This window comes from Streptomyces sp. NPDC050548, from assembly GCF_044457385.1.
Lineage (GTDB): Bacteria > Actinomycetota > Actinomycetes > Streptomycetales > Streptomycetaceae > Streptomyces.
Window position 1 is genome coordinate 1 of sequence record NZ_JBITGV010000052.1, and the last position, 1,628, is coordinate 1,628.

Genomic DNA, 1,628 nt, shown 5'->3' on the forward strand with positions numbered 1-1,628 from the left:
AAACAATTCGCCCGAACATTCAACTCCGCATAAGTGAGTTCAACACCACCACTCACCACAGCAACAGCATCCGGAGACCGCACCACCTGCGCCTCAAACAACTCCGGCAACAGCACATCCGGAACCTCACGACCCGTGTCATTCCACGCGGTCAGGATCCGCTGCCGTTCCTCAGCACCGATCAGGTCGACGTGTCCCACCGCACGATCGAATCCGGTGGCGATCGCCTCCAGAACTCGAACCAGCCGGGATCCCAACTGCTCCACCGCGGTTCGGTCGAACAGGTCGGGGCGGTAGTCGAGTCTCAGCCGGATCCCCTCTCCGGGCATCACGATCAGGCTGAGCGGATAGTGCGTACTGTTTCGCCCCTCCAGCCTTTCCACTCGTATGGCTTCGGCGGAATTCGCGGCCGGCGAGGCGCTGACGGGGTAGTTCTCGAACACGACGACGGTGTCGAAGAGTTCACCGGCCGGGGTGAGGCTGTGGATGTCAGTGAGCTTGAGGTGCTGGTGGGCCAGCAGGACGCTCTGCTCGTCCTGGAGCCGTACCAGCGCCTCCCGCAGGGCCTCGCCCGGCTTCAGACGCACACGCACCGGAACCGTGTTGATGAACAGGCCGACCATCGACTCGACCCCGGGGATCTGGGCCGGCCGCCCGGAAACAGTCGCCCCGAACACCACATCGTCCCGGCCGGTCATGTGCCCCAGCAGCAGCGCCCACGCCTGCTGAACCACCGTATTCAGCGTCACTCCGCAACGGCGGGTAGCAGTCGTCAGCGCAACGGTCAGCTCCTCCGGCAGAACCACCGTCACCCGCTCCGGAGCCACCGGAACCCGGCCCGCCCGCACCGGAGCCAGCCGGGTGGCTTCCTCGACACCCGCCAGCGAATGCCGCCACGCTTCCTCGGCCGCACCCCGGTCCTGACCCGCCACCCACGCCAGAAAGTCCCGGTACGGAGTGACCGGAGCCAGGCCCCCTCCGTGACCACCCTGCGCATACGCCGTCATCAGCTCACGCATCAGCACCGGCAAGGACCACCCGTCCAACAACAGGTGATGACTCGTGAACTCCAGCCGGTACTGCTGGTGACCAAGCCGGACCAGCGTGAACCGGAGCAGTGGCGGAGCCGTGAGGTCGAAACGCCGCGCCCGGTCCTGCTCGATCCACTCCTCGACCGCGGCCTCCTGCTCGGCCGGGCCCATGCCCGTGAAATCGACCTCCTCCCAGGGCAGTTCGACCTGTCGCGGGATGACCTGGACCGGCTGCCGCAGACCCTCATGCACGAACGCGGCCCGAAGATTCGCATGCCGGTGCAGCACGACTCGGGCTGATTCCTTGAGGACCTCGACATTTAGCGGACCTTCTAAGAGGAAGGACATCTGCGTCGTGTACACGTCCAACGCCTGCTCGTCGTACAGGGCGTGGAACAGCAGACCCTCCTGCAGAGGGGCCAAGGGAAGAATGTCTTCCAATTCGTCGCGCTTCACTTGTCGTTCCTCCACAGCTGCTCAAGTTGATCAATTTCAGCTTGGTTGAGGGAGACCAGGGGCAGGTCCGAGGGCGTGTAACCACCCGCGTCAGGGCCGGCCGCATGACGGGCGAATGCCTCCAAGGCCTCCACGAACAGG

The 1,628-nt window shown here is 64.9% G+C and carries 1 protein-coding gene; it reads right to left on the reverse strand.

Translation table 11 applies throughout. The features are described 5' to 3' along the window. Nucleotides 1-1,487: condensation domain-containing protein (locus tag ACIBJH_RS48175; protein ID WP_399123420.1), on the reverse strand; the 1,487-nt coding region annotated here is incomplete at its 3' end. Nucleotides 1,488-1,628: the final 141 nt, after the last annotated feature.